General features: G+C 40.5%; 26 protein-coding genes. 18 read left to right on the top strand and 8 right to left on the bottom strand.

The annotated features are described in order from the left end of the window. Positions 1-10: 10 nt before the first annotated feature. From cbf2 to efp, 3 genes are read left to right on the top strand one after another with little or no spacing between them, the layout of a single operon-like run. Entirely contained in the window at positions 11-910 is a 900-nt protein-coding gene (gene cbf2 / locus IC572_RS01345) for a peptidylprolyl isomerase CBF2 (RefSeq protein WP_000739405.1), read from the top strand. Positions 911-926: 16 nt separating this feature from the next. Further along, positions 927-1,850, top strand: a complete 924-nt coding sequence (locus IC572_RS01340; protein WP_000960449.1) for a class II fructose-bisphosphate aldolase — start codon at positions 927-929, stop codon at positions 1,848-1,850. A gap of 21 nt (positions 1,851-1,871) precedes the next feature. Then, positions 1,872-2,435, top strand: a complete 564-nt coding sequence (gene efp / locus IC572_RS01335; RefSeq protein WP_000974267.1) for an elongation factor P — start codon at positions 1,872-1,874, stop codon at positions 2,433-2,435. 529 nt (positions 2,436-2,964) lie between these two features. Here efp and pseI read toward each other — a convergent pair. Genes pseI through IC572_RS01320 form a run of 3 tightly spaced genes read right to left on the bottom strand, consistent with a single transcriptional unit; the run spans position 2,965 to position 5,911 of the window. Beyond that, on the bottom strand, positions 2,965-3,993 hold the full coding sequence (gene pseI, locus IC572_RS01330) for a pseudaminic acid synthase (RefSeq protein ID WP_187854808.1): 1,029 nt from the start codon (positions 3,991-3,993) through the stop codon (positions 2,965-2,967). 2 nt (positions 3,994-3,995) lie between these two features. Continuing rightward, positions 3,996-4,637, bottom strand: coding sequence for an ABC transporter ATP-binding protein (locus tag IC572_RS01325; protein ID WP_187854807.1), 642 nt, complete (start codon positions 4,635-4,637; stop codon positions 3,996-3,998). 2 nt (positions 4,638-4,639) lie between these two features. Continuing rightward, positions 4,640-5,911: an apolipoprotein N-acyltransferase gene (locus IC572_RS01320; protein WP_187854806.1), complete on the bottom strand. Its 1,272-nt coding sequence runs from the start codon at positions 5,909-5,911 to the stop codon at positions 4,640-4,642. Positions 5,912-6,141: 230 nt separating this feature from the next. Between IC572_RS01320 and IC572_RS01315 the strand changes: the two genes are divergently transcribed. The 5 genes from IC572_RS01315 to IC572_RS01295 are packed head-to-tail and all read left to right on the top strand — an operon-like array spanning position 6,142 to position 10,995. After that, the gene (locus tag IC572_RS01315) at positions 6,142-6,852 is read left to right on the top strand and encodes a CvpA family protein (RefSeq protein ID WP_025449870.1); all 711 of its coding nucleotides are present in this window, start codon (positions 6,142-6,144) and stop codon (positions 6,850-6,852) included. 9 nt (positions 6,853-6,861) lie between these two features. Beyond that, the gene (gene lysS, locus IC572_RS01310) at positions 6,862-8,367 is read left to right on the top strand and encodes a lysine--tRNA ligase (protein WP_187854805.1); all 1,506 of its coding nucleotides are present in this window, start codon (positions 6,862-6,864) and stop codon (positions 8,365-8,367) included. After that, the gene (locus IC572_RS01305; RefSeq protein WP_187854804.1) at positions 8,367-9,617 is read left to right on the top strand and encodes a serine hydroxymethyltransferase; all 1,251 of its coding nucleotides are present in this window, start codon (positions 8,367-8,369) and stop codon (positions 9,615-9,617) included. The genes lysS and IC572_RS01305 overlap by 1 nt, the downstream gene beginning before the upstream one ends. 10 nt (positions 9,618-9,627) lie before the next feature. Beyond that, positions 9,628-10,170 (top strand): DUF1882 domain-containing protein, encoded by a 543-nt coding sequence (locus tag IC572_RS01300; RefSeq protein ID WP_000138104.1) that lies wholly within the window; start codon positions 9,628-9,630, stop codon positions 10,168-10,170. A 21-nt stretch (positions 10,171-10,191) separates the two neighbouring features. Next, entirely contained in the window at positions 10,192-10,995 is an 804-nt protein-coding gene (locus IC572_RS01295; RefSeq protein WP_187854803.1) for an SPOR domain-containing protein, read from the top strand. A gap of 499 nt (positions 10,996-11,494) precedes the next feature. Here IC572_RS01295 and IC572_RS01290 read toward each other — a convergent pair whose 3' ends face one another. Next, positions 11,495-13,192, bottom strand: coding sequence for a DUF262 domain-containing protein (locus IC572_RS01290; protein WP_187854802.1), 1,698 nt, complete (start codon positions 13,190-13,192; stop codon positions 11,495-11,497). Positions 13,193-13,355: 163 nt separating this feature from the next. Here IC572_RS01290 and IC572_RS01285 point away from each other — a divergent pair, with 163 nt between their 5' ends. Continuing rightward, positions 13,356-13,889 carry a TIGR00645 family protein gene (locus tag IC572_RS01285; RefSeq protein ID WP_042633275.1) on the top strand — a complete coding sequence of 178 codons (534 nt, stop codon included), beginning with the start codon at positions 13,356-13,358 and terminating at the stop codon, positions 13,887-13,889. A 5-nt stretch (positions 13,890-13,894) separates the two neighbouring features. Here the strand turns inward: IC572_RS01285 and clsC are convergent, their stop codons facing one another. From clsC to IC572_RS01265, 4 genes are read right to left on the bottom strand one after another with little or no spacing between them, the layout of a single operon-like run. Beyond that, positions 13,895-15,403, bottom strand: coding sequence for a cardiolipin synthase ClsC (clsC, locus tag IC572_RS01280; protein ID WP_187854801.1), 1,509 nt, complete (start codon positions 15,401-15,403; stop codon positions 13,895-13,897). A 16-nt stretch (positions 15,404-15,419) separates the two neighbouring features. After that, positions 15,420-16,157 carry a fumarate reductase iron-sulfur subunit gene (locus IC572_RS01275; protein ID WP_001282428.1) on the bottom strand — a complete coding sequence of 246 codons (738 nt, stop codon included), beginning with the start codon at positions 16,155-16,157 and terminating at the stop codon, positions 15,420-15,422. After that, on the bottom strand, positions 16,150-18,294 hold the full coding sequence (locus IC572_RS01270; RefSeq protein WP_187854800.1) for a fumarate reductase flavoprotein subunit: 2,145 nt from the start codon (positions 18,292-18,294) through the stop codon (positions 16,150-16,152). The genes IC572_RS01275 and IC572_RS01270 overlap by 8 nt, the downstream gene beginning before the upstream one ends. 9 nt (positions 18,295-18,303) lie before the next feature. Further along, positions 18,304-19,071, bottom strand: coding sequence for a fumarate reductase cytochrome b subunit (locus IC572_RS01265; RefSeq protein WP_120930856.1), 768 nt, complete (start codon positions 19,069-19,071; stop codon positions 18,304-18,306). 215 nt (positions 19,072-19,286) lie between these two features. Here IC572_RS01265 and IC572_RS01260 point away from each other — a divergent pair, with 215 nt between their 5' ends. The 9 genes from IC572_RS01260 to fabH all read left to right on the top strand — a co-directional run bounded on the left by IC572_RS01260 (position 19,287) and on the right by fabH (position 26,203). After that, positions 19,287-19,991, top strand: a complete 705-nt coding sequence (locus IC572_RS01260; RefSeq protein WP_187854799.1) for a triose-phosphate isomerase — start codon at positions 19,287-19,289, stop codon at positions 19,989-19,991. A gap of 9 nt (positions 19,992-20,000) precedes the next feature. Beyond that, positions 20,001-20,834 (top strand): enoyl-ACP reductase FabI, encoded by an 834-nt coding sequence (fabI, locus tag IC572_RS01255; protein ID WP_187854798.1) that lies wholly within the window; start codon positions 20,001-20,003, stop codon positions 20,832-20,834. After that, the gene (gene lpxD / locus IC572_RS01250; protein ID WP_187854797.1) at positions 20,834-21,844 is read left to right on the top strand and encodes a UDP-3-O-(3-hydroxymyristoyl)glucosamine N-acyltransferase; all 1,011 of its coding nucleotides are present in this window, start codon (positions 20,834-20,836) and stop codon (positions 21,842-21,844) included. The genes fabI and lpxD overlap by 1 nt, the downstream gene beginning before the upstream one ends. A gap of 64 nt (positions 21,845-21,908) precedes the next feature. Continuing rightward, positions 21,909-23,066, top strand: coding sequence for a methionine adenosyltransferase (gene metK / locus IC572_RS01245; protein WP_000655158.1), 1,158 nt, complete (start codon positions 21,909-21,911; stop codon positions 23,064-23,066). Positions 23,067-23,132: 66 nt separating this feature from the next. After that, on the top strand, positions 23,133-23,546 hold the full coding sequence (gene ndk, locus IC572_RS01240) for a nucleoside-diphosphate kinase (protein WP_127976938.1): 414 nt from the start codon (positions 23,133-23,135) through the stop codon (positions 23,544-23,546). A 24-nt stretch (positions 23,547-23,570) separates the two neighbouring features. After that, positions 23,571-23,927, top strand: a complete 357-nt coding sequence (locus tag IC572_RS01235; protein WP_187854796.1) for a DUF177 domain-containing protein — start codon at positions 23,571-23,573, stop codon at positions 23,925-23,927. Positions 23,928-23,942: 15 nt separating this feature from the next. After that, a complete protein-coding gene (gene rpmF, locus IC572_RS01230) occupies positions 23,943-24,089 on the top strand; it encodes a 50S ribosomal protein L32 (RefSeq protein WP_000290431.1) in 147 nt (48 codons plus the stop codon). A gap of 77 nt (positions 24,090-24,166) precedes the next feature. Beyond that, on the top strand, positions 24,167-25,186 hold the full coding sequence (gene plsX, locus IC572_RS01225; RefSeq protein WP_001874891.1) for a phosphate acyltransferase PlsX: 1,020 nt from the start codon (positions 24,167-24,169) through the stop codon (positions 25,184-25,186). Positions 25,187-25,210: 24 nt separating this feature from the next. Next, on the top strand, positions 25,211-26,203 hold the full coding sequence (fabH, locus tag IC572_RS01220; protein ID WP_100984872.1) for a ketoacyl-ACP synthase III: 993 nt from the start codon (positions 25,211-25,213) through the stop codon (positions 26,201-26,203). Positions 26,204-26,222: the final 19 nt, after the last annotated feature.

Genomic DNA, 26,222 nt, shown 5'->3' with positions numbered 1-26,222 from the left:
AGAACACACAATGAAAAAAAATATCTTAAATTTAGCGTTAGTGGGCGCGTTGAGCGCGTCGTTTTTGATGGCTAAGCCGGCTCATAACGCGAATAACGCTACGCATAACACGAAAGAAACGACTGATGCTTCAGCAGGCGTGTTAGCGACAGTGGATGGCAGGCCTATCACCAAAAGCGATTTTGATATGATTAAGCAACGAAATCCTAATTTTGATTTTGACAAGCTTAAAGAGAAAGAAAAAGAAGCCTTGATTGAGCAAGCTATCCGCACCGCGCTTGTAGAAAATGAGGCTAAGGCAGAAAAGCTTAATCAGACTCCAGAATTTAAAGCGATGATGGAAGCGGTTAAAAAACAGGCTTTAGTGGAATTTTGGGCTAAAAAACAGGCTGAAGAAGTGAAAAAAATCCAAATCCCCGAAAAGGAAATGCAAGATTTTTACAACGCCAATAAAGATCAGCTTTTTGTCAAGCAAGAAGCCCATGCTAGGCATATTTTAGTGAAAACCGAAGATGAAGCCAAAAGGATTATTTCTGAGATTGACAAACAGCCAAAGACTAAAAAAGAAGCCAAATTCATTGAGTTAGCCAATCGTGATACGATTGATCCTAACAGCAAGAACGCGCAAAATGGCGGTGATTTAGGGAAATTCCAAAAAAACCAAATGGCTCCGGATTTTTCTAAAGCCGCTTTCGCTTTAACTCCTGGGAATTACACTAAAACCCCTGTTAAAACAGAGTTTGGTTATCATATTATTTATTTGATTTCTAAAGATAGCCCCGTAACTTATACTTATGAGCAAGCCAAACCCACCATTAAGGGGATGTTACAAGAAAAGCTTTTCCAAGAACGCATGAATCAACGGATTGAGGAACTAAGGAAGCACGCTAAAATTGTTATCAACAAGTAATGGATGAGGTGTTATCATGTTAGTTAAAGGTAATGAAATCTTATTGAAAGCCCATAAAGAAGGTTATGGGGTGGGGGCGTTTAATTTCGTGAATTTTGAAATGCTAAACGCTATTTTTGAAGCAGGAAACGAAGAAAATTCCCCGCTTTTCATTCAAGCGAGTGAAGGGGCGATCAAATACATGGGGATTGATATGGCGGTGGGCATGGTGAAAATCATGTGCGAACGCTACCCGCACATTCCTGTAGCCTTACATCTAGATCATGGCACGACTTTTGAAAGCTGTGAAAAAGCCGTGAAAGCGGGTTTCACTTCTGTGATGATTGATGCGTCTCATCATGCTTTTGAAGAAAATTTGGAATTGACTTCTAAAGTGGTCAAAATGGCGCATAACGCTGGAGTGAGCGTGGAAGCGGAGTTGGGGCGTTTAATGGGGATTGAAGACAATATTTCAGTAGATGAAAAAGACGCGGTGTTAGTGAATCCTAAAGAAGCGGAGCAGTTTGTCAAAGAATCTCAAGTGGATTATTTAGCCCCAGCTATTGGGACAAGCCACGGAGCGTTTAAATTTAAGGGCGAGCCCAAATTGGATTTTGAACGCTTGCAAGAAGTCAAAAGGCTCACTAATATCCCTTTAGTTTTGCATGGAGCGAGCGCGATACCAGATAATGTGAGGAAATCTTATTTGGACGCTGGAGGCGATTTGAAAGGCTCTAAGGGCGTGCCTTTTGAATTTTTACAAGAATCCATTAAGGGAGGGATCAATAAGGTCAATACCGACACGGATTTAAGGATCGCTTTCATCGCAGAAGTGCGCAAGGTGGCTAACGAAGATAAGAGCCAATTTGATTTGAGGAAGTTTTTTTCTCCGGCCCAATTAGCGCTTAAAAATGTGGTCAAAGAGCGCATGAAACTTTTGGGTAGTGCTAATAAAATTTAATCAACAAGGAAAGAGTGTAACATGGCAATTGGGATGAGCGAGCTCAAAAAGGGCTTGAAAATTGAATTGGGTGGTGTGCCTTATAGGATTGTGGAATACCAGCATGTCAAGCCCGGTAAGGGTGCGGCTTTCGTGCGCGCGAAAATCAAATCGTTTTTGGATGGCAAGGTGATTGAAAAGACTTTCCATGCGGGGGATAAGTGCGAAGAACCTAACTTGGTTGAAAAAACGATGCAATACCTTTATCATGATGGCGATACATACCAATTCATGGATATAGAGAGCTATGAGCAAATCGCTTTAAACGACTCTCAAGTGGGTGAGGCTTCTAAATGGATGCTAGACGGCATGCAAGTGCAGGTTTTATTGCATAATGACAAGGCGATTTCAGTGGATGTGCCGCAAGTTGTGGCTTTAAAGATTGTGGAAACGGCCCCTAATTTTAAGGGCGATACTTCAAGCGCGAGCAAAAAGCCAGCGACTTTAGAAACCGGTGCGGTCGTGCAAGTGCCTTTCCATGTTTTAGAGGGTGAAGTGATTAAAGTCAATACGGAAACAGAAGAGTATCTTGAAAAGGTGAAATGAGATTATCTTTTTATTAAACTAGTGCTTTAGACACAGCCTTTTTGTCATAAGGGGTGTTTCAGCCCCTTTTTGGGCTTTGTTTAATGAGCTTTATTTAAAGCGTGTGTGGAATCTGTGATTAAAAATTATTTAGAATTTCTTTTCTCTGTTCTCGTTTGGAATTGATTATTATAAAATATAAAAAATGCTTTAGTATTTTTTTGCAATCTAAAAAGAGATTGATTTAACCAAGCAAATAATCTCTTAAAAAGCTGTCTTTAGGGGTTAGGGAATTTGATTGGGGGTTATGGGGTATTAAGCACAAAATATTTCCCTAAAAAATGGGTTTTATTATAAAGTTTAAAATGATAGCAACAAAGTAATCTTGTTTTTATTAAAAAATTGAAGTTAATTGGAATTTAAATAAGGCTCTAGTTGCAATATGTGATGAGAGTGATATTCCCTATCCCCTTAAGAGTTTAAAATAAAGAAAATGAGTTTAAAATCAAGCCTAAAACCATAAAACAAAATTAAAAACCCCATTTTTTAATCAAACCTGCAATGAGCGTTCTATATCATCAGCACTTAAAGGGGTGTTGGCTTTTAAGAATTTTGATGCCTTTTGGCCCAAAATTTCTTTATAAAATTTAGGGTGTAAGCCAAGGTTGGGGCGTAAGGCTTTGATATTATCGCTAGTCAATGCTTCGCCTTTTTGAATATCCTTAATGACAAATAAAGAGCGAGCGAAGAATCTTCGCTTTTCTAAAGTCTTTGGATTGATTTTAGGCTCTTCTTCGCCTAAGGCTAAAACGCTTTGTTTGATGGCTTCAACCATGCTTTTAAATTCGTTAAAATCCATGCTAAAAGCGCTGTCTGGGGTTTGTAAGGATTTGTTTAAAATGAAATGCTTTTCTATCATGCTCGCTCCTAAAGTGGTGGCTAAAATGGGACAAAGAGAGCCAATCGTGTGATCGCTTAAGCCAAATTTAACGCCAAAGGTTTCGCCTAATTTAACCATGCTTAATAAATTAGCGTCTTCTATTTTACTGGGATAAGCGCTCACGCATTTTAAAAGGGTGATGTCAAAATTGCCCACTCCTTTGCACAACGAGATAGCGTCTTGCAATTCGGTGTGTGTAGCGATACCGCTAGAAAGGATAATGGGCTTTTGTGTGCGAGCGGCCTTTTCAATCAAGTCCAAATCAACGATTTCAAAACTAGCGATTTTATACATGGGGCAATTCAAGCTCTCTAAAAGCTCTAAAGCTTGTGAACTAAAAGGCGAGCTAAAAATGCCTAAATCAAGCTTTCTAGCCAACTCAAACAATTCCGCATGCCACTCTAGGGGGGTAGAAGCCTTTTGATACAATTCATACAAATTTTCTTTATCCCATAAAGTGCCTTGAATGATGAAAGGATCTTCTTTAGAATCTAAAGTCATGCAGCTTGGCGTGTAGGTTTGGAGCTTGACAAAATCCGCACCGCTTTCCTTAATGGCATGAAGGCTTTCTTTGGCTAGGCTTAAATCCTGGTTATGGTTAGCGCTCAATTCAGCGACAATTTTAGGGTGTTGTAACATTTTTATTTTTCCTTAATCAAAACTTCTTTTTCTAGGCGATAGACTTGAGAGCAAGTGAAGGCTAAATGCTCATCATGCGTGGCCAAGACTAACGCCCCTTCTTTTTCTGTAATGTAATTTTGCAGCATGCTGATGACTTGATTAGTGCTAGTGGTGTCTAAATTCCCGGTGGGTTCATCAGCGATAATGATTTTAGGTTTTTTAGAAAGCACTCTAGCGATGCTTAAGCGTTGTTGCTGGCCACCGCTCAATTCACCCACGCCTTGTTTTAGGGTGTGGGCTATGCCTAATTGTTCTAAAAGGGAATGATTTATTTCTTGCTTGGCTAGGATTGAAGCGACTTGCAAGTTTTCTAAAGCGCTAAAACCCTTAAAAAGGTAATGCGATTGAAAGATTATGCCCACTTTTAAGCGCCGTAATTCCAAAAGCTTTTTGGAATTTAAGGCATAAATATCCTGGTGTTCTAACAAACTAATCGTCCCACCATCCGGTTTTAGCATGGTGGCTAAATGGCTTAAAAGCGTGCTTTTACCGCTCCCGCTCACGCCTAAAATCGCTAGGCTTTCTTTGGGCTTGATGTGCAAATCCACGCCATTATAAAGAGGCTTTTCAAAAGCATGAGAAATATTAATCGCTTTAATCATGATCATTTCCTAAAAAAAATATCGCCCAATAAGCTAGGGCTTAAAATGTAAGAAGTTGAAAAATTCGCACTGTGCAAGATGATCTTATCATAACGCCTTGCGTAGTATTTTAAAAGCGTTCTTTGTAAGGTGGGTTCAATGCTTGGGCTAAACCATGCGTTATTGCTCATCACGATAAAAATTTTTGAAGGGCTGTTTGAATAAGCGGCTTTGGAAGTGCCTTCATAGCAAATCAGAGGGCGAAAAGTAAAATCGTCTAATGTGAAATCGCTGAAATGAGGAGCGTTGCGGTATAAATAAGCGCTCTCGCCAAAAAAGAGCTTTTCAAGGGGTTTTTGAAGAAACTTGGGTAAAGGCATTATCTCGCCAAAGGGGGCTAAAATCACTTTATCAGCGATCTGAACGCCCTCTTTAGAAAATAAAAACGAGCTGTTATAAAGGCTATAGCCTTGGGTGCGTAATGTCCCTATTAAAATAGCAATATTATCGCTTAAATCTTCTAGCTTCGCTTTAAAGGGGGAGTTTTCTAAAGCGATGGGGTAGGCGGTTTCTGGAAAAACAATCAAGGTTTTTTGCTTGTTTTGAGCGAGCTTGATTTCTTTAAGAATGTTGTTTTCAATATTATTAAGGTAATTTGAGTCAAATTTCACATCTTGGGGCGTTTTTGTAGAGACTAATTCAATATTTCCAACCTTTTTTAAATCGCTTGTTTTGAAACCATTAAAATCCAACGCACCAAGTAACAATAAAACCCCTATGATCCTGTATTTTTTAAAGGGTTTAGCGCTCAAAAAAATGCAAGCCAAAAAAACAAGCCCTAGCGATAACTTATCCACTCTAAACACGCTATAAGAAAAAAAGCTATCCGGGACTAGCCAATCAAATCCAAAAGGGTGGATAAAACTAGAGCCTAAAAAACTCAAAAGCCTGAAATAGGGGTTTTCAAAATAGAGCAACAAATAAAATAAAACCCCATAAACTAACGCTATTAAAATAATGATTAAGGGCAATAAATAAGTGAAATCCGAGTAGCGAAAGCTTAAAGCACACCAGTAAAACAATAACGCTCCCACGAAAAACCCCAAAGCAAAAGCGCTGTTTCTAGGGGTTTTTAAAAACGCCAGCATGCTTAAAGGGGCTAATAGGCTTGTGAGTGTGATAGGAATATAGGGGTTTTCAATCGCATAAGCGTCCAAAACAGCGTTCACATACACGCTTGAAACAAACATGCACGCTAATAAAAAAGCGTTTTGATTGAATAGAAGAAGACGCATGGCTAAATTTTGAAACCTTGAGATTGTTTTAGTGTATTATAGCTATATTTTAATTTAAGAATTTTAGATTGATTTTTTTAAGGGTAGTTTTTTTTAAGTTGTGTTATTATTTTCAAATTTCAAGTCTAAAGAGTGTGAATTGGCATGATTTAAGAGTAATGGGTGTTTGTTTTAAGACGCTATGACTATCTTTATGCGAGATATATGAGAGAAAGGTTTGGGTTTAGGGTTTGAACTATATTGATTTGGCGTTACTTGTGGTGGTGGTAGCCTTTGGGATTAGGGGGTTTTATCATGGCTTCGTGAGTGAAATAGCAGGGACTTTGGGGATTGTGCTTGGCGTGTATTTGGCGTCTCGCTATTCTGTGGCTGTTGGGAATTTATTTTCAGAGCATTTGTATGATTTAAGAAACGAGACCATGACCAATCTCATTGGTTTTTTACTGGTGTTAGCGTCCATTTGGGTGTTTTTTTTAGCTTTTGGAGTGTTGCTAGGCAAGGTGTTAGTCTTTAGCGGTCTAGGCATTATAGACAAGGCGTTAGGGTTTATTTTTTCATGTTTGAAGACTTTTTTAGTGCTTTCTTTCATCCTTTATGCGCTCTCTAAAATGGATTTAATGAAAGACGCTAACGCCTATTTGCAAGAAAAGAGCGCTTTTTTTTCTACCATGAAAAGCATCGCCAGTAAGATCATGCGCCTTGATGGCGTCAAACATGTGGAGAAAAACCTTAAAGACAATCTTGAAGAAATGAGCGATGAAGTTAAAAATAAAGAATCTATTGATAACGCCAAAGAATCTTTTGATAAGGCTACGGATAAGGGCGTAGAAGTTTTAAAAGAAAAGGCTAAAGATTTGCCTAAAAACATGCTAGAGCCAAAACACAATAAACCCAACCAAACCCCACCAATCCCAACCCCATCTAATAAAGAACCCCTATAAAGGCATCACATGTTTTCTAACCAATACATCCAACAACGCATCCATAAAGCCAATAGCTTGAGAGAAGAAGGGAAAAACCCTTATAAAAATGGCTTGAAACGAAGCCTCACCAACGCCGCTTTTTTAGAAAAATACGCTTATGTTAAGGGTTTAGAAGAGCCTAAAGACAAAGAAAAATGCGAGAGCGTTGTAGGGAGGGTCAAGCTCTTGCGTTTAATGGGTAAGGCATGCTTTATTAAAATTGAAGATGAAAGCGCGATTTTGCAAGCTTATGTTTCGCAAAATGAATTGAACGATGAGTTTAAAAGCTTGAAAAAGCATTTGGAAGTGGGCGATATTGTGTTGGTGAAAGGTTTCCCTTTTGCTACCAAAACCGGTGAATTAAGCATTCATGCCCTAGAATTTCATATTTTAAGCAAAACCATTGTGCCTTTACCTGAAAAGTTTCACGGATTAAGCGATATAGAATTGCGTTACCGCCAGCGCTACTTGGATTTGATCGTCAATCCTAGCGTTAAAGATGTGTTTAAAAAGCGCAGTTTGATTGTCTCTAGCGTGCGGAAATTCTTTGAAATGGAAGGGTTTTTAGAAGTGGAAACCCCTATGATGCACCCCATTCCTGGCGGGGCGAACGCAAGGCCTTTTATCACTTATCACAACGCTTTAGAAGTTGAAAGGTATTTGAGAATCGCTCCAGAATTATACCTTAAACGCTTGATTGTGGGGGGTTTTGAGGCGGTGTTTGAAATCAATCGTAATTTCAGGAATGAGGGCATGGATCACAGCCATAACCCCGAATTCACGATGATTGAATTTTATTGGGCGTATCACACTTATGAAGATTTGATTGAACTCAGTAAGAGGCTATTTGACTACTTGCTAAAGACTTTGAACTTACCTTCAAAAATCATTTATAACGATATGGAAGTGGATTTCAACCAAACGAGCGTGATTTCCTATTTGGACGCTTTAGAAACGATAGGGGGCATTAGTAAGGATATTTTGGAAAAAGAAGACAGGCTTTTGGCTTATTTGTTAGAGCAAGGCATCAAAGTAGAGCCCAATCTCACTTATGGCAAGTTACTCGCTGAAGCGTTTGATCATTTTGTAGAGCACCAACTCATTAACCCCACTTTTGTAACCCAATACCCTATTGAGATTAGCCCTTTAGCCAGACGCAATGATAGTAACCCTAATATTGCTGACAGGTTTGAATTGTTCATTGCAGGGAAAGAAATCGCTAATGGCTTTAGCGAGTTGAACGACCCTTTAGATCAATTAGAACGCTTTAAAAATCAAGTGGCTGAGAAAGAAAAAGGCGATGAAGAAGCCCAATACATGGATGAAGATTACGTGTGGGCCCTAGCCCATGGAATGCCCCCCACTGCAGGGCAAGGCATAGGCATTGACCGATTAGTGATGTTACTCACTGGAGCTAAAAACATTAAAGATGTGATTTTATTCCCAGCGATGCGTCCTGTTAAAAACGATTTTAATATTGAGAGTGGAGAATAATGGCGTATTTTTTAGAACAAACGGATAGTGAAATTTTTGAATTGATCTTTGAAGAATACAAGCGGCAAAATGAGCATTTAGAAATGATAGCGAGCGAGAATTACACTTTTCCTAGTGTTATGGAAGCTATGGGAAGCATTTTAACGAATAAATACGCTGAGGGCTATCCTAACAAGCGCTACTATGGAGGCTGTGAAGTGGTGGATAAAATAGAAAGCTTGGCTATAGAAAGGGCTAAAAAGCTTTTTAATTGCCAGTTCGCTAATGTGCAAGCGCATTCAGGCTCACAAGCCAATAACGCTGTCTATCACGCTCTTTTAAAGCCTTATGACAAGATTTTAGGCATGGATTTAAGCTGTGGAGGGCATTTAACGCATGGCGCTAAAGTGAGCTTAACCGGTAAGCATTATCAGAGCTTTTCTTATGGCGTGAATTTAGATGGTTATATTGATTATGAAGAGACGCTAAAAATCGCTCAGAGCGTTAAGCCAGAAATCATTGTGTGTGGGTTTTCAGCCTATCCAAGGGAGATTGATTTTAAGAAATTTAGAGAAATCGCTGATGCAGTGGGAGCGTTACTACTAGGCGATATAGCCCATGTGGCGGGGCTTGTTGTAACCGGTGAGCATGCCCATCCTTTCCCGCATTGCCATGTGGTTTCAAGCACCACTCACAAGACCTTAAGAGGACCTAGAGGGGGGCTTATTTTAACTAATGATGAAGAGATAGCGGCTAAGATTGATAAAGCGATCTTTCCAGGGACTCAAGGCGGGCCTTTGATGCATGTGATTGCTGCTAAAGCGGTGGGGTTTAAAGAGAATCTAAAACCAGAGTTTAAAGCTTACGCAAAATTAGTGAAATCTAACATGCAAGTTCTCGCTAAAGCGTTAAAAGAAAAAAACCATAAATTAGTGAGCGGTGGCACTTCTAACCATTTGCTTTTAATGGATTTCTTAGATAAGCCTTATAGCGGGAAAGACGCTGATATTGCATTAGGGAATGCCGGGATCACCGTGAATAAAAACACCATTCCTGGCGAAACGCGCAGCCCTTTTGTAACGAGCGGGATAAGGATTGGCTCAGCGGCATTGAGCGCAAGGGGCATGGGAGCTAAGGAATTTGAAATCATAGGGAATAAAATATCAGATATTTTGAATGATATTAATAATGTTAGTTTGCAATTGCATGTGAAAGAAGAATTGAAGGCGATGGCTAATCAATTCCCTGTGTACCACCAACCCATTTTTTAAGGGAGTCAAGATGACAGAAATGGAATTAAAGCTCATTAAGATAGACACAAGCCATTATTTTGAAAAAAAACCAGGATTGGGGGAGAGGGTGGATTATGCGGGGCGTTGCTACTATAATAAATTCCAGAGAGTGAATGCCATGCTCACAAGCTCGCTCATTCAAAAGCATTTGAAAAGGGAGATAGAAATCGCGCACAATCTCATCTTGCGTAACGATAAGGTGGAAAACATTGTGTTTGATTATAACGGGAGGAACCCGGAGCGTTTTTACCATAAGGCGCAGTTATTGCTTCGTGAGGAAGGTTTTATGAATTTTACCGCTTATAACACCAAAACGCCAGGACATTTGCATTTGTATGTGCATAAGGGGCATACGGAATTAGGCGAGGGTGAAAGGCTGGTTAAGACTTTGTCCATGAAATTAGCGCAAGGGTTGCCTAAAGAATGGAGGGTTTTCCCTAGCAATGAATGGCCTAAGGAATTTAATATTTTAGCCTTACCTTATGAAGTGTTTGCAAAAGAGCGCGGGAGCTCTTGGGCGAAGCATTTATAACCATTTTTGAAAGGATTTTTGATGTCAGAAAAAGAAAGACTGAATGAAGTGATCTTAGAAGAAGAAAATAATGGGGGTGGCACTAAAAAGGTGTTTTTGATCGTGGCTATAGCCATTATCATTTTAGCGGTGCTTTTAATGGTGTTTTGGAAAAGCACGAGAGTCGCTCCTAAAGAGACTTTTTTACAAACCGATAGTGGGATGCAAAAAATAGGCAACACTAAAGATGAGAAAAAAGACGATGAGTTTGAAAACTTGAATTTGGATCCTTCCAAGCAAGAAGACAAGTTAGACAAAGTGGCGGATAATGTTAAAAAACAAGAAAATGATGCGTTTAACATGCCCGTTCAAACCGATCAAACTCAAACGGAAATGAAAACAGCAGAAGAAACCAAAGAAGCTCAAAAAGAATTAAAAGTTGTTGAACACACTAGCGCTCCAAAAGAATCTCAAGCTGTGGTTAAAAAAGAAACCCCCCATAAAAAGCCTAAAGCAACCCCTAAAGATAAGGAAGCTCATAAAGATAAAGATAAGCATGCGGTTAAAGAGCTAAAAGTCAAAAAAGAAGCTCATAAAGAAGTTCCTAAAAAAGCCAATTCTAAAACCACTCTTACTAAAGGGCATTATTTGCAAGTGGGGGTTTTTGCGCACACGCCCAATAAAGCCTTTTTGCAAGCGTTTAACCAATTCCCCCATAAGATTGAAGATAGGGGAGCGACGAAGCGCTATCTCATAGGCCCGTATAAGAGTAAACAAGAAGCCTTAATGCATGCCGATGAAGTCAGCAAAAAGATGACTAAACCGGTTGTCATAGAAGCACGGTAGGGGTTTTGGCTAAAAATTCTTATTTCTTTCTTGGGCGTTTTTTAACGGATCGCCCAAGCTCTAAAACGATGGGTTAGCTTACTCCATCGGTTCGGATAATTTTAACAGAGAATGAAGATAAACAGATTTTTTTGATCAATTTATTATATTAAGGATATCAATCATATAATAACTGATTTTATAACTTTAACCACTTCTTGAGTTTCTTTTTGAACCCAATTTTTCCAATAAATAGTAGCACCTCATACCTATTTGGTCTTTGAGAAATTCAGATAATTCTTGCGTTTGAATTCAGCCTTAAAGAGCATTCATTCGTTAAAAGTATTTGTTTGTTGTTTGAAAACTACGGAGCGTTTAAATCTTATGAAATTATTGTTTGTTGTTTGATAACCCCTAACCCTCCAAAGAAGAGAGCGGTTTGGAACTAGCTTTATGGGTGCGATGGTGGGGCTAGAAGCAAGAGAGTGAGCGCGATCACTCTCTTTTAATCTCACTCTCTTTAGTGGGTGGCGAAATCCTTAAAGAAAGTGTTGATCAGCCATTCTCGCATTTCATCATTCCTTTTTATTAAGACCTTTTTGTTGAAACCTTTTACATTAAAGCGTCTGTTGAAAGGGATTCTACTCTCCTTATAGATCGCATCTTTTCCATACAGATCCTTATCGCTTGCTTTAAGATTGAGCGATTTTTCTAAGGAAATGAAGTTGCCGTATGTGTCAATATAATCTTCGAGATCTTTCTTGCCTTCAAAACCAAGATCTCTGATCTTATTGTTGGATCTTTGTTCTAATAAATTGATGGGGATGATGTGCTCTTTTTGTTGGGAGAATTGCTTCCCAGGGATCAACTTTTTGAGATCGGCAAGACCCATCTCCTGGCAGTTCTTTTCAAAGAAGACATAGTGGAAGCATGATGAGTTGGATGCGTTGTTTACAAACTCCCGAGAAGCCAGCTCTATATAATTTCTGCATTGATCGATCATCTTGCTCTTCAATTCCTCTTTGCCCTTTTCAAGATACTCATCAATCAGGTTGTAGGCCGTTGTTCTCATCTTTTTACTAGATTTGAAAAACACAATATCGGTTTTGGCAAAGAGTTTCAGCGTTTCATCGTCTAGTTCGTTGTTGATTTTCAGGCGGATGAGCGAATTGAAAAAAAGCGGGTTGATCGTGTTGATGAGCATGGCTTTAAGGGTGGTTGGGCTAGTGTCAATCTCGCTCAATAGATCAAGGAAAGCCTGATAGAAATTTTTCAAATCGCTGACATAGGATTGGATGAAACTTTTCAATTTGCTTTTTTTGATTTCTTTTAGTTCATCTTTGAGTTTCTCGTATGTGTCTTCTGTGCTTGTTGCGTAGTGCCCTAAAAACTCGATTCCATCAAATCTTTGGCTCCCTGCGTGGTAACGGAAGATATCGCCTTCATCAAAGCCTCCAACGCTGGAGATATGGTCGCTCTTTTTGATCTTGGCAAAGATCTTAAAGATCTCCCCAAAATGATCGTTGATGAACTGATCTAGCCCCCTTTTCCCATCGCAAAAAGTGTTGGAGTAGTAGATGAGAAGGGATTTTAGTTTGTCTAGCAAGAGGAGAGGCACGCCTCTGTCATTCACGCTTTGAAAGGTTCTGATGGCCCTTCCAGGATCGGGCTCTTCAAGCCGCATCAAAACCATTTTCAACAGCGCTTCCAAACGCTCATTCACTCCTTCTTCACTCAACTTGCTGACCTTATCCAAGATGGCCTTCAAAACTTCAAAAAGATTTTGCTTGCCCTCGGTGTCTGCATCTTTTTCGCAATGGCTGATATTCTCCTTTTCTGCCGCTTCCAAGAGCGTTTTGAAGAAGCTTTGGTTTTGAGGGGCGACTTCTAATTTTAATTCCCCCTTTTGGTATAGATATTTTCTTGTCTCTTGCTTGTCTTTCTCATTTTGTTTGTTCGCCAAGACATGCAAGAGCATGAAGATGGTGGTCGTTCGCTGCTGGCCATCAATGATGTCATACAATTTTTTGTTGTCTTCATTATTAGCGACAACCATGGTGCCTATAAAATGCCCCTGACCCTTTTTGTTGTATTCTATCGCTTCTTCTAGATCTTCCCATAAATCTTTAAAATTCTTTTCTTTCCAAGCGTAATCCCTTTGATAATTAGGGATGCTGTATCCTTCCTCTAAAAAGATCTCTTTTATAGTGGTTTTCACTCAGTTCTCCTTTGTTGCATGCAGTAGTCAAATTTATACCATAAATACCATAAGAATGATCTGAGGTTTCACTCCATCAAGGCGTTCTGTTAGTCACTCGGGGCGTTTTATTAGCTATAATTAAGGCTTTAAAAAAAACATAATCCTAAAAAAGAGTTTGAACATGCTAGAAAAGTTGATTGAAAGAGTGTTGTTTGCCACTCGTTGGTTGCTAGCCCCTTTATGCATTGCCATGTCGTTAGTGCTGGTGGTTTTAGGCTATGCGTTCATGAAAGAGTTGTGGCACATGCTAAGCCATTTAAACACGATCAGCGAAACGGATTTGGTTTTATCAGCCTTAGGATTAGTGGATTTGTTGTTTATGGCCGGGCTTGTTTTAATGGTGTTGCTCGCCAGTTATGAAAGTTTTGTTTCCAAATTAGACAAGGTAGATACCAGTGAAATCACCTGGCTAAAGCACACGGATTTTAACGCTTTAAAATTAAAGGTTTCGCTCTCCATTGTAGCGATTTCGGCGATTTTCTTGCTCAAACGCTACATGAGTTTAGAAGACGTTTTATCCAGTATCCCTAAGGACACGCCCCTATCGCATAACCCCATTTTTTGGCAAGTGGTGATCCATTTGGTGTTTGTGTGTTCAGCGCTGTTAGCCGCCGTTACCAATAACATCGCTTTTTCGCAAAATAAAGCGCATTAAAAGTTTTAAAGCTCTCTTTCAGGAAGGACTTTAGACCATTCTTTAATCAAGCGTAAAAAGAAGGAAGTATCAGGCGAAGTTTTTTCATGGATTAAAATTCCTTCTTCTGTAGCTTCCCAAATCACTCTATGCCGATACACCACCAAATGCCATGATTGTTGGGCATGATCTTTAAGCGACAAACGCACCCTTTTAGCAAAAGACGGGTTGTCAAACAAAACCGCGCTTTCAGTGTTGATGTATGCAGAGCGCGGATCAATATTAAAACTCCCTAGAAGCGTTAAATTGTCATCAAAAACAATCGTTTTGCCGTGTAAGGAATGTTTGGTGCTAAAGCGCCCTTTAATCTGGCGGTTGAAAAAATCGTTTCGTATTTCATAAACATTCGCGCCCATTCGCACTAATTGGTTGCGATACCTTTCCCACGCCCCATAGACCACTATCGCATCAGTAGATGAAAGGGAATTGGTAAGGATGTTCAATTCAATCCCCTTAGAAATTTGATTTTTAAAGATTTTCATCATCTTTTTGCCTGGAATAAAATACGATGAAGCGATAAAAACGGAGTCTTTAGCGTTTTTAAGGGCTTTCTCAAAAGCGATTTTGATAGGTGAATACAAGGGCGTGTCAATTTTTTTGGGTGAATCGGCTAAAAAAATGGCATTCCCATAATAAATGGGGTATTGGTATTTTTGGAAACGATCTATAAAATCATTGACTTTTTTTTCAAACTGGTTTTTGTCTTCAGCACTGATAGGGATTTTTTCATGGAGTTTAGCGATTTCTTTAGCGTTGTTTTTGAGTCTTTTATGGGTTCTTAGTAATGAAACAGGGATAGAGCGGTGGAACCTCCAATAGCGTTCAAAACTTTCTTTGGCCTTTGAAGCAACCCCCCCAAAAAATAAAGCGTCTAAATCTAAAAAATTCGTGTCTAAATCGTTATCAAAATAATTGTCCCCAATATTACGACCTCCTATAATGACAGCGAAATTATCCACGATGAAAAGCTTGTTGTGCATGCGTTTTTTAATGCGCTCATAATCCGCAAGCATTTCAAAATAGCGCAAGCCTTTATTGCGGATATAGTAGGGGTTAAAAATTTTCACTTCAATGTTTTTATGGAAATTTAAAAGCATAATATCTGAAAAATCTGAATCCAACCCGTTATCATCTAAAAGGATGCGTACTTTTACCCCACGATTGGCCGCATTTAAAAGTTCTTTAGCGATCACTTGAGAAGAAAGATCGTTCTTATAGATATAAGTTTGCATGTCAATGCTTTTTTGGCTCATCCTGATAAGACCCACTCTGTGCAACAAGGCGTCAAAGCCATCTTCTAAAAGAATGGCCACGCTATGGTTGGGGTTTTCTTTCAAATTTTTAGCATACAAGCTCCCAATGGTGGTAGTGTAGGGATCATAAGAGATAGGGGGGCTTGAAATGGGAGTCTTATAGACTAACCCAAAACACCCATTAAAAAAAAAGACGCTTAAAAAAACTAAAAAGATTTTCAAAAACGACCCAAAGAAATTAGCGGCTTTTACCCACTTTCAACATTCGGTTGCGCAAAGTAGCGATACTGCTTTGCAAGGGTAATTCTTTAGGGCAAGTGTCATGGCAAGCGATCAAGCTCATGCACCCAAAAACGCCATCATCATCGCCGACTAATTCATAAAAATCGTCATCGCTTCTTTCATCATGGCTGTCAATCATGAAACGCATGGCTCTGTTCATGCCAGCAGCTCCAATGAAATTAGGGCGCATGAGTTTAGTCCCACAAGAAGCGATACAGCACCCGCATTCAATACACCTGTCTAGTTCAAAGACTTCTTGAGCTTCATCAGGCTCAACCCTTTTTTCCGGCTTAGTAATATCCACTTCTTCTTTAGAATGCGCCCAGCTCTCCACCCTTTTAGTCATATCGCCAAACCAATCGCCGGTATTTACGCTCAAATCTTTAATGAGCGTAAAACTGGGCATGGGCATGAGCGTAATCACCCCGCTTTCAAAACTAGAAGTTAGGGTTTTACAAGCCAATCTCGGTCTCCCATTAACCATCATCGCGCAAGAGCCGCAAATCCCAGCGCGGCACACAAAATCAAAGCTCAAATCCGGATCTTGATGCTCTCTAATGAGGTTTAAAGCGATAAAGAGCGTCATGGATGGCGTTTCTTTCAGTTGATACTCTTTAAAATGCGGCTTACTCACCGCGCTTTGAGGGTCAAATTTTAGCACTCTGACTACAATCGTTCGTTCATTATCACTCATGGTGTTCTCCTTTTAGGTTAGCGTTGTGTTGGTCTAATAAATCATGGACATTGAAAGAATACAAATGTTCCCCCCTAGCCCTGACTTCCTCATCTTCTAAACGCATGTTCCTGGCTTTGTATTTTTCTTGCAATTCAAAAGGCATGAGTGCGTGTTGGACTTCTATCCTGTCTTTTCCAAGCTTTTCTAATTCCAAAATCGTTTTTAAAATCTCAGCGTCGCGCTCTTCTTTTTTGGGGTGGGGGATGAAATTACCCTTTTTGCCATAGCCCCTAAAATCAGGGCTGATTTCCATTTTCATCACATCTAATTCTTCGTATTCAATCGTGGGCATGTCTTGCTCAGCACTAGGCCAGCTCGCTAAAGTCCGATTAAGCCATTTTTCATCGTCTCTTTTAGGGTAATCAATCCTTGTGTGAGCCCCTCTGCTTTCAATGCGCAGTAACGCTCCTTGAGTGATGCAAAGCGCGAGTTTGAGCATTTTTTTGGTGCGGTAAGCGTCTTCTAATTCAGGGTTATTGTGCAAAACCTTGTTTTTCACGCAAATGTTTTTGGAGCGTGCATAAAGCTCTTGCAATTCTTTAAGGGCTTCTTCTAATTTTTTGCCCTCTCTAAAAACGCCCACTTTTTCATCCATGACTTCTTTCATGCGTTCTCTGATTTCATACACGTCTTCCTTGCCTTCATTATGCAACAAGAAATGCATGTAATCCTGGCTTTCTTTAATGAAGGCTTCAACTTTTTGCGTGTTGATTTCAATTTGCGCTTCTAAACAATGCGAGGCAAAATAATCCCCAATGATCATGCCAGCGACCACCGCTTCACTCACGGAATTACCCCCCAAGCGGTTAAACCCATGCAAATCCCAACATGCCGCTTCACCGGCGCAAAACAAGCCTTTTAAATGGGTTTCGCCTTTAGGGTTTGTCCTAACCCCCCCCATAGAATAGTGTTGCATGGGTTTTATGGGGATCCAGCCTTTTTGCTTAGCCATCGCTTGGCCGTATTCAGGCTCATTAGTGGGCATTCCTTGCATGTTGTCTTTGGTTTGCTCTTCGCTATCAGCCGGATCAATGCCCGCAAAAGTCATGGCAATATCGCGCACATCTCTCAAATTTTTTTCCACATGGTTACGCCCTAAAATAGCAATATCCAGCCACACATGATCCCCATAGGGCGATTTGGCTCCATAGCCTTTTTGGATATGCTCTAAAATCCGCCTTGAGACCACATCTCTGCTTGCAAGCTCTTTTTTCTCCGGCTCATAAGCGGGCATGAAGCGTCTGCCAAACTTGTCTCTTAAAACGCCGCCATCGCCCCTACAACCTTCAGTCATTAAAATCCCGCTTGGCACTAAAGCGGTAGGGTGGAATTGCACCGCTTCCATGTTGCCTAATTTAGCCACGCCGGTTTCTAACGCGCTCGCCGCTCCGGCTCCGTCGCAAATCACGGCGTTAGTGGTATGCTTATACACGCGCCCATAACCTCCGGTAGCTAAAAGCGTGCCTTTAGAAACATACGCTGAAATTTCGCCCGTGATCAAATCCCTTACCACCGCCCCATAGCATTTATTATCATGATGAATGAAAGCGAGCATGTCCTTTCTGTCTTGAATATCCACTTTGTGGTGTAAGGCTTCATTAGCGACCGCATAAAGCATGGTATGCCCTGTGGCATCAGCCGTAAAGCATGTGCGCCATTTTTTAGTGCCGCCAAAATCACGGCTTAAGATATAACCATGCCTGTCGTCTCTTTCGGTAATCGTAACATGCTCACCATTGACGACCGCAGGCCTATCGCCCTTTTTAATCCTAGTCCAAGGCACCCCCCAACTGGCCAATTCCCTAATGGCTTTAGGGGCAGTGGTTACAAACATCCTGGCCACTTGCTGATCGCACCCCCAATCGCTCCCCTTAACCGTGTCTAAAAAGTGCAAATCTTCATTATCGCCCTCGCTTTTTTTAGCGTTCGCAAGGCTCGCTTGCATGCCCCCTTGAGCGGCTGCAGAGTGCGAACGCCTGACAGGCACTAGGCTTAAAACGATGGTGTTTAAACCCTTTTGTTTGCATGCGATACTAGCCCTTAATCCGGCCAATCCGCCTCCAATAATCAACGCATCACAATATGTTATTTTCATTTTCTACCTTTATTCTTTGTGGAATTTCCCATCAGCTTCTATGGCTTCTTGCATGGTTTTAATGCCATTGTTCTTATTTTCTAAACCTTTTTTAATGTAAGCCCCATAGGTGCAAAGCCCTAAAACAATGAAAAACACGCTCATCGCCCATTTGACTTTTCTTAAACCTTGAATGCTCACATTCTTAAACCACCCCCATTTGATCGCTAAGCGATACAACCCAATAGAGCCATGCAATTCTACGGCAAACAATAAGAAAATATACAAAAGCCAAAAGTTTTGCGTTACAAAACGATAGCTTGAGCCATGAGGCCCGATGCTTTCAGGCTCTGTGAGCATGACAAATAGGTGGATACTCGCTAAGAAAAACATCGCAAACCCGGTTAAGGCTTGGATAAACCACAAACTCGTATCGCCATGCTTCATCAAATGCTTATGGGTTTTAAAAACCTTGTATTGCCTATAATTGATAGGGAATTTTCTCAACGCCAAAAAAGCATGCGCGACCAAAATAAGAATAACCCCTGCTGCAACCACGCTCACAATAGCCGGCTCGCCCGCTTTCAAAAACAGGCTCCCTTCAAAAAATTTCGCCACTTTATACATGGCTTCATCGCTAATTAAGATACTAGAGACCAAAAACATGTGCGCTATCATAAAGAGCGCTAAAATCAAGCCTGTAGCGCTCTGCAAAAAGTCTAGCTTAGCGTAAATACCGCTCTTTTTAAGCCCTTTACTAGCGCCATAATAACCCTCTATAATCTCTTCTTGTTGCATAAAAACTGCTCCTAAAAACTCAAATTTAACCTGAATCGCTTGACGCAAAAACACTGCCTTAATTTTACTACATTTGAAATAATTTTTCTTAATAAACCGATCTTAAATTGGGAAAAAAATTCAATTCAAGGGGGCTATTGTTTAAAATTTACATTTTTTAAACGCTATTAGGTATAATAAGGGATAGTTACCATCTATAAAATAAGGATCATTCAATGACAAAAATTGCCATGGCTAATTTTAAATCCGCTATGCCTGTTTTTAAAAGCCATGCGTATTTAAAAGAATTAGAAAAAACTTTAAAGCCGCAGCATTTTGATAGGGTGTTTGTATTCCCTGATTTTTTGGGGTTATTGCCTAATTCGTTTTTGCATTTCACTTTAGGAGCGCAAAACGCTTACCCTAGAGATTGTGGGGCTTTTACCGGTGAAATCACTTCCAAGCATTTAGAAGAATTGAAAATCCACACGCTTTTAATAGGGCATAGCGAGAGGCGAGCGTTTTTAAAAGAAAGCCCTAGCTTTTTGAAAGAAAAGTTTGATTTTTTTAAAGATAAAAATTTTAAAATTGTCTATTGTATTGGTGAAGATTTAACGACCAGAGAAAAGGGTTTAGTGGCTGTAAAGGAATTTTTAAGCGAGCAATTAGAAAATATTGATCTTAATTATTCCAATTTAATTGTGGCGTATGAGCCTATTTGGGCGATTGGCACCAAAAAAAGCGCTTCTTTAGAAGATATTTACCTCACGCATGGTTTTTTAAAGCAAATTTTAAATCAAAAAACGCCCTTGTTGTATGGGGGGAGCGTGAATGTGCAAAACGCTAAAGAAATTTTAGGGATTGATAGCGTGGATGGCTTATTGATCGGGAGCGCGTCTTTGGAATTAGAAAATTTTAAAACAGTCATTTCATTTTTATAAAGGAAAATCATGGGATTTTTAAAAGGTAAAAAAGGGCTTATTGTAGGGGTGGCAAACAATAAATCCATCGCTTATGGGATCGCTCAATCTTGTTTCAATCAAGGGGCTACTTTGGCTTTCACTTATTTGAATGAGAGCTTAGAAAAGCGCGTGAGGCCTATCGTGCAGGAATTGAATAGCCCCTATGTGTATGAATTGGATGTGAGCAAAGAAGAGCATTTCAAGTCGCTATACAATAATATTAAGCAGGATTTAGGCTCATTGGACTTTATCGTTCATAGCGTGGCCTTTGCCCCTAAAGAGGCTTTAGAGGGGAGCTTGTTAGAAACTTCTAAAAGCGCATTTAACACCGCTATGGAAATTTCTGTTTATTCTTTAATAGAGCTGACAAGCACCCTAAAACCCTTATTGAATAACGGGGCGTCTGTTTTGACTTTAAGCTATTTGGGCAGCACCAAATACATGGCGCATTACAACGTGATGGGGTTGGCTAAAGCGGCCCTAGAGAGCGCGGTGCGTTATTTAGCGGTGGATTTAGGCAAGCATAACATAAGGGTGAATGCCCTATCAGCTGGGCCTATCAGGACGCTCGCTTCTAGTGGGATCGCTGATTTTAGAATGATTTTAAAATGGAATGAAATCAACGCCCCTTTAAGAAAAAATGTGAGTTTAGAGGAAGTGGGCAATGCCGGGATGTATTTGCTCTCTAGTTTGTCTAGTGGGGTGAGTGGGGAAGTGCATTTTGTGGATGCTGGCTATCATGTCATGGGCATGGGGGCTGTGGAAGAAAAAGATAATAAAGCTACGCTATTGTGGGATTTGCAGAACAATAAGGGGTATTGATGAAATTAAGCGAATTGTTGAGCGCCTATTCTATTGAAACGGAATTTTCAAACGATTTTGAAGTGCATGCTTTAGCGGAATTGGATAAGGCCACGCCTAATGATATTAGCTATATTGACCAAGCACGTTACCTCAAACTTTTAAAAGATTCAAAAGCTGGGGCGGTGTTTATCCGTAAAAAAGAATCTTCTAAAGTGCCTAAAAGCATGCAAGCTTTAGTCGTGGATAACCCGCATTTAGCCTTTGCCAAAGTTTCACATGCCTTTAAAATCCCTTTTTTTAAAAACCCACAAAGCGTTAGCGAGCCTAAACATTTTGAAAAAGTAACGATCATGCCTAATGTTGTGATTGGAGAGGGCGTAGAAATTGGCGAAAATTCTTTGATTTATCCGGGCGTGGTGATCGCTGATGGGGTGAAAATCGGTAAAAATTGCATTTTGTATCCTCGTGTAATCTTGTATCAAAACACGATTTTAGAAGACAATGTCATCATCCATGCGGGCAGTGTGATCGGAGGCGATGGCTTTGGTTATGCGCACACCGCTTTAGGAGAGCATGTCAAAATTGAGCATGTGGGGATTGTTAGGATTCAAAAAAATGTGGAAATTGGGGCTAATACAGCGATTGATAGGGCGGTGTTTGGCGAGACTTTGATTAAAGAGGGCGTTAAGATTGATAATCTGGTTCAAATCGGGCATAATTGCGTTTTAGGCGAACACAGCATCGTCGTTTCTCAAGTGGGCTTGAGCGGATCTACAACCACAGGTCGTAATGTGGTTTTTGGCGGTCAAGTGGGCATTGGAGGGCATTTGCATGTGGGTGAATTCACTCAAATTGGGGGTAAAAGCGCGGTGGGCAAAGACTTGCCCCCTAATACCAATTTTGCCGGAGCGATCCCTGCTATGGAAATCCATGAGTGGCACCATTTCTTAGCCCATTTAAGAACGAATTTCAGGAAACAGCAAAAAACGAGTTTGTTGCAAAAAGCTAAAGGGTTTTTTAAGTCTTAAAGAATGAAATAAGCTATAATAAGCCCATTTTGAATACGAATGATTATTTTAATAAGGACAATCAATGAAAGATAGTTTTCTTTTCACTTCTGAATCAGTAACCGAGGGGCATCCTGACAAAATGGCTGATCAAATCAGCGATGCGGTTTTAGATTACATTATTGAGCGGGATCAAAAAGCCAAAGTCGCATGCGAGACTTTAGTTTCTAATGGTTTTTGCATGATCACTGGCGAGTTAAAAACTTCTGTTTATGCCCCTATGCAAGAGATTGCAAGAGAAGTGGTTAAAAAGATTGGCTATACAGACGCTCTTTATGGCTTTGACTATAGAAGCGCGGCGGTTTTGAATGGCGTTGGCGAGCAAAGCCCTGATATTAATCAAGGCGTGGATAGAGAAGATGGCGAGATTGGGGCAGGGGATCAAGGGCTTATGTTTGGTTATGCGTGCAAGGAGACTGAGACGCTCATGCCCTTACCCATTCATTTAGCGCACCAGCTCACTTTCGCTCTGGCTCAAAAAAGAAAAGACAACACTCTGCCTTTTTTAAGGCCTGATGGCAAGTCTCAAGTGAGCGTGCGTTATGAAAACAACAAGCCTGTAAGCATTGATACGATTGTTATTTCCACCCAACATTCCCCAGAAGTTTCGCAAAAACATTTAAAAGAAGCCGTGATTGAAGAGATCGTGTATAAGGTTTTACCCAAAGAATATTTGCATGACAATATCAAGTTTTTTGTCAATCCTACAGGAAAATTCGTTATCGGTGGGCCGCAAGGCGATGCGGGTTTGACGGGCAGAAAAATCATCGTGGATACTTATGGGGGGAGTTGCCCGCATGGCGGGGGAGCGTTTAGCGGGAAAGACCCTAGCAAAGTGGATAGGAGCGCGGCTTATGCGGCCCGCTATGTGGCTAAAAATTTGGTAGCGAGTGGGGTTTGCGATAAAGCGACCGTGCAGCTTGCTTATGCGATTGGGGTGATAGAGCCAGTGTCTATTTATGTGAACACGCATAACACGAGCAAGTATTCAAGCGCGGAGTTGGAAAAATGCGTGAAATCGGTTTTCAAACTCACGCCAAAAGGCATTATTGAAAGCTTGGATTTATTAAGACCCATTTATTCGCTCACTTCAGCTTATGGGCATTTTGGGCGCGAATTAGAGGAATTCACTTGGGAAAAAACCAACAAGGCTGAAGAGATTAAAGCGTTCTTTAAGCGTTAAAAAAATATTTTAAGGGTAATATTTTAAAAAATTTTTGTATAATCAACAATTCACAAGGAGTTTAAATTGAAACAAAGAACGCTGTCTATTATTAAACCGGATGCACTTAAGAAAAAAGTGGTAGGCAAAATCATTGATCGCTTTGAGAATAACGGCTTGGAAGTGATTGCTATGAAACGCTTGCATTTAAGCGTTAAAGACGCTGAAAACTTTTATGCGATCCATAGAGAGAGACCCTTTTTTAAAGATTTAATAGAATTTATGGTCAGTGGTCCGGTGGTGGTTATGGTTTTAGAGGGCAAAGATGCGGTGGCTAAAAACAGAGATCTTATGGGAGCGACTGATCCCAAACTCGCCCAAAAAGGCACTATCAGAGCGGATTTTGCTGAAAGCATTGACGCTAATGCGGTGCATGGGAGCGATAGTTTGGAAAACGCACACAATGAAATCGCTTTCTTTTTTGCCGCTAGGGATCTTTAAGGTTTAAGGGCGTTTTAAATAAGCATGCAATTTGAAATGCGTAAAATCGCTTTTAATGCGCCTAAAGCGTTTTCTTTAGAGCATGAGGGAGTGGCTTTAGAGGGCGAAGTTGTGCGGGTGGGGGCGAAATTGTTTCGTTTGGAAGCGCGCCTTAAGGGTGAATTGATGCTTATTTGCGATACAAGCGGTAAAGAGTTTAAAAAAAACCTTGATGAGTCGTTGGTTTTGCATATTTCAGACGGGTTGTGGGATACGCAAAGCCAAAGTTTGGATTTTGATAATTTAGATGTTATTGAATCTTTCAATGGTTTTATTGATTTGAGCGAAATTTTACGCTCTGAAGTGGAGTCTATTAAATTAGACTACCATTATGCAGATTGAAATGAAGGAGAATTTATGGCAGTACCTGATAGAAGAGTGAGTAAGACAAGAGCGGCAAAAAGGCGCACGCATTATAGCGTTAAGTTGGCTAAACCTGTGAAAGCTAAAGATGGCACTTGGAAGCTTCCCCACCATATTAACAAATTTACTAAAGAATACTAATATAAAAGCTATCTTTAGTGATAGAAAGTATTTTAAAGGATTGCAACGGATTGCAACAAGCCTTTTAAGGACGCATGATGAAAATTGTAATAGACTTAATGGGGGCTGACCATGGGGTTTTACCCATTATTGAGGGAGTCTCAAGGGCTTTAGAGAATAAGAGTTTTAGTGCGGTTTTAGTGGGGGATAAAGACAAAGCGACCCCTTTTATTTCTAAAGAGTTAGCCAGCAAAGTGGAAATGATCCACACGCAAGATTACATCAAGATGGAAGAAGCCGCCACCGAGGCGATCAAGCGTAAGGAATCTTCCATTTACTTGGGCATGGATATTCTAAAAAATGGGGCTGACGCTTTGATTTCAGCGGGGCATAGTGGGGCGACTATGGGATTAGCCACCTTGCGTTTAGGGCGTATCAAGGGGGTTGAAAGGCCTGCTATTTGCACTTTAATGCCTAGCGTTGGCAAACGCCCTAGCGTGCTATTAGATGCGGGAGCGAACACCGATTGCAAGCCTGAATATTTGATTGATTTTGCTCTTATGGGGTATGAATACGCTAAAAGCGTGTTGCATTATGATAGCCCTAAGGTGGGTCTTTTGAGTAATGGCGAAGAAGATATTAAAGGGAACATGCTCGTTAAAGAAACGCATAAAATGCTGAAAGCTTATGACTTCTTTTATGGCAATGTGGAGGGGAGCGATATTTTCAAAGGGGTTGTGGATGTGGTGGTTTGCGATGGCTTTATGGGGAATGTGGTCTTAAAGACAACAGAAGGGGTCGCTAGCGCAATAGGCTCTATTTTTAAAGATGAAATTAAAAGCTCTTTTAAATCTAAAATGGGGGCTTTGATGCTTAAGAATGCGTTTGGTATTTTAAAACAAAAAACCGATTACGCTGAATATGGGGGAGCGCCGCTTTTAGGCGTGAATAAAAGCGTGATCATTAGCCATGGCAAGAGCAACGCTAGAGCGGTTGAATGCGCGATTTATCAGGCTATTAGTGCTGTTGAAAGTCAGGTTTGTTTGAGGATTACCCAAGCGTTTGAGAGCTTAAAGCCTAGCGTTTCTGCGCATCAAAGTGATCAGCAAGACGCTTAAAAATAACTATGTTAAGGGGATTGAATGGAATTTTACGCCTCTCTTAAATCCATTGCAATGCATGTTCCAAGCGAGCGTGTGAAAAATGCAGAGTTCCAGCAATTTTTGGATACCAGCGATGAATGGATAGAAAAAAGGACTGGTATCAAAGAACGCCGTTTCGCTAACGATGAAGAAAAAAGCAGCGATTTAGGGGTAATAGCGGCTAAACAAGCCATAGAGAGAGCGCATTTAACCCCACAAGACATTGATTTGGTGGTTGTAGCGACTTTAAGCCCTGATTTTTTGGCCATGCCTTCAACCGCTTGCGTATTGAGCGCGAAATTAGGTATTGAAAACAAACCGGCGTTTGATATTTCAGCCGCTTGCACGGGTTTTATTTATTTATTATCGGTGGCTAAGGCTTATGTTGAGAGCGGGATGTGCGAAAATGTGCTGATTGTGGGGGCAGAAAAAACGAGCAGCGTGTTAGATTTTAAAGATAGGGGGACTTGTATTTTATTTGGCGATGGGGCTGGGGCGTGCGTGATAGGCAGAACCAAGCGTTTAAAAGAAAGCATTTTAGACGTGCAGATTTCAGCGAACGGGAATTTTTCTAATTATCTCTATACGCCAAGGACTCTAAAACCCACGCCCTTTAACGCTAAAGAAGAAGCTTTAGAGCCTTTTTTGTGCATGAAAGGCAATGAAGTGTTCAAACTAGCGGTAAAAACGCTTTTAAAAGATGTGGAAATGATCTTAGAAAAAAACGCTCTCAAACCTGAAGATGTGCGTCTGTTTATCCCGCATCAAGCTAATTTTAGGATCATTCAAGCGGTGCGAGAGCATTTGGATTTTAAAGATGAGCAAGTGGTTTTAACCGTGCATAAATACGGCAACACTTCAGCAGCCAGTATCCCTATGGCCATGTGTGAAGCTTATGAAGAGGGGCGCTTGAAAAAGGGCGATTTAATGCTTTTAGACGCTTTTGGTGGGGGATTGACTTGGGGGTCAGCGTTGGTGTATTTTGGCGGATAAAAAGGATTGAAGGAGTATT

The sequence above is a fragment of the Helicobacter pylori genome (assembly GCF_014496485.1).
GTDB classification, from domain to species: Bacteria; Campylobacterota; Campylobacteria; order Campylobacterales; family Helicobacteraceae; genus Helicobacter; species Helicobacter pylori_DD.
This window is presented reverse-complemented; position numbering and strand designations above follow the sequence as displayed.

Bases quoted from the DNA above. Each gene is read 5' to 3' on its own strand.
- cbf2 (WP_000739405.1), top strand. From the start codon at position 11: ATGAAAAAAAATATCTTAAATTTAGCGTTAGTGGGCGCGTTGAGCGCG.
- IC572_RS01340 (WP_000960449.1), top strand. From the start codon at position 927: ATGTTAGTTAAAGGTAATGAAATCTTATTGAAAGCCCATAAAGAAGGT.
- efp (WP_000974267.1), top strand. From the start codon at position 1,872: ATGGCAATTGGGATGAGCGAGCTCAAAAAGGGCTTGAAAATTGAATTG.
- pseI (WP_187854808.1), bottom strand. From the start codon at position 3,993: ATGTTACAACACCCTAAAATTGTCGCTGAATTGAGCGCTAACCATAAC.
- IC572_RS01325 (WP_187854807.1), bottom strand. From the start codon at position 4,637: ATGATTAAAGCGATTAATATTTCTCATGCTTTTGAAAAGCCTCTTTAT.
- IC572_RS01320 (WP_187854806.1), bottom strand. From the start codon at position 5,911: ATGCGTCTTCTTCTATTCAATCAAAACGCTTTTTTATTAGCGTGCATG.
- lysS (WP_187854805.1), top strand. From the start codon at position 6,862: ATGTTTTCTAACCAATACATCCAACAACGCATCCATAAAGCCAATAGC.
- IC572_RS01305 (WP_187854804.1), top strand. From the start codon at position 8,367: ATGGCGTATTTTTTAGAACAAACGGATAGTGAAATTTTTGAATTGATC.
- IC572_RS01300 (WP_000138104.1), top strand. From the start codon at position 9,628: ATGACAGAAATGGAATTAAAGCTCATTAAGATAGACACAAGCCATTAT.
- IC572_RS01295 (WP_187854803.1), top strand. From the start codon at position 10,192: ATGTCAGAAAAAGAAAGACTGAATGAAGTGATCTTAGAAGAAGAAAAT.
- IC572_RS01285 (WP_042633275.1), top strand. From the start codon at position 13,356: ATGCTAGAAAAGTTGATTGAAAGAGTGTTGTTTGCCACTCGTTGGTTG.
- IC572_RS01275 (WP_001282428.1), bottom strand. From the start codon at position 16,157: ATGAGTGATAATGAACGAACGATTGTAGTCAGAGTGCTAAAATTTGAC.
- IC572_RS01270 (WP_187854800.1), bottom strand. From the start codon at position 18,294: ATGAAAATAACATATTGTGATGCGTTGATTATTGGAGGCGGATTGGCC.
- IC572_RS01265 (WP_120930856.1), bottom strand. From the start codon at position 19,071: ATGCAACAAGAAGAGATTATAGAGGGTTATTATGGCGCTAGTAAAGGG.
- IC572_RS01260 (WP_187854799.1), top strand. From the start codon at position 19,287: ATGACAAAAATTGCCATGGCTAATTTTAAATCCGCTATGCCTGTTTTT.
- fabI (WP_187854798.1), top strand. From the start codon at position 20,001: ATGGGATTTTTAAAAGGTAAAAAAGGGCTTATTGTAGGGGTGGCAAAC.
- lpxD (WP_187854797.1), top strand. From the start codon at position 20,834: ATGAAATTAAGCGAATTGTTGAGCGCCTATTCTATTGAAACGGAATTT.
- metK (WP_000655158.1), top strand. From the start codon at position 21,909: ATGAAAGATAGTTTTCTTTTCACTTCTGAATCAGTAACCGAGGGGCAT.
- IC572_RS01235 (WP_187854796.1), top strand. From the start codon at position 23,571: ATGCAATTTGAAATGCGTAAAATCGCTTTTAATGCGCCTAAAGCGTTT.
- rpmF (WP_000290431.1), top strand. From the start codon at position 23,943: ATGGCAGTACCTGATAGAAGAGTGAGTAAGACAAGAGCGGCAAAAAGG.
- plsX (WP_001874891.1), top strand. From the start codon at position 24,167: ATGAAAATTGTAATAGACTTAATGGGGGCTGACCATGGGGTTTTACCC.
- fabH (WP_100984872.1), top strand. From the start codon at position 25,211: ATGGAATTTTACGCCTCTCTTAAATCCATTGCAATGCATGTTCCAAGC.